Raw genomic sequence first — 861 nt, forward strand, 5'->3', positions numbered from 1 at the left:
CCTCCTTCCGGGACCATCTGGCCTGGCTCGCCCGGCAGGACAAGGAGACGGCACGCGAGGCATGGCGGGCCGAGCTGTCGGGCACCGACGAGCCCACGCTGATCGCTCCCACCACCGCGGGCCGGGGACCGGCGGCCACGCAGGGCGACTCGCTGCTGCTCTCCGAGGAGCTGACCCGCGGCCTGACCAGCGTGGCCCGCGAACACGGTCTGACCGTGAACACGCTCGCGCAGGGCGCCTGGGCGATGGTGCTGAGCCGGCTCGCACGGCGTACGGACGTCGTGTTCGGCGTCTCCGTCGCGGGCCGCCCGCCGGAGCTGGCGAGCGTGGAGTCGATGGTGGGGATGTTCCTCAACACGCTGCCGGTACGGGTCCGGCTCGACGGCGAGGAAAGCGTCGTGCGGATGCTGACACGGCTTCAGAACCGCCAGTCGGCCCTGCTCGCCCATCAGCACGTCGGTCTCGGGGAGATCCAGTCGCTCTGCGGCGCCGGCGCCGTGTTCGACACCATGCTGATGTTCGAGAACTATCCCGGCGACAGGTCCGGCCTCGCCGCCAAGGACGACGAAGTCATCGTCGATCGCGTCAACACCCGCGCCAGTACCAGCTATCCGCTGGCGGTCGGCGTCATGCCCGGCGATCGGATGCGGGTGCATGTCACCTACCGGCCCGATCTCTTCGACCGCGACGAGGCCCTCCATGCGGCCCGGCAGATCGAACGGGTCCTGGAGCAGGTGGTCGCCGATCCGTCCGTGCCGGTCGGGCGGGTCGATGTTGTCGGCCCGCTGGAGCGTGGGCTGGTGGTGGAGGGTTGGAACGCCACCGCCGGCGATGTCCCGCCGGGCTCCTCGGTGGTGGAGT

1 protein-coding gene is annotated in these 861 nt (G+C 70.8%); it reads left to right on the plus strand.

Annotation, left to right across the window (positions count from 1 at the left end; all coding sequences use genetic code 11):
• Window positions 1-861, plus strand: an 861-nt coding sequence (locus tag AC5P09_RS51990) for a condensation domain-containing protein (RefSeq protein WP_493880636.1), incomplete at both ends; no start/stop codon positions are given.

The sequence above is a fragment of the Streptomyces sp. a15 genome, assembly GCF_059026085.1.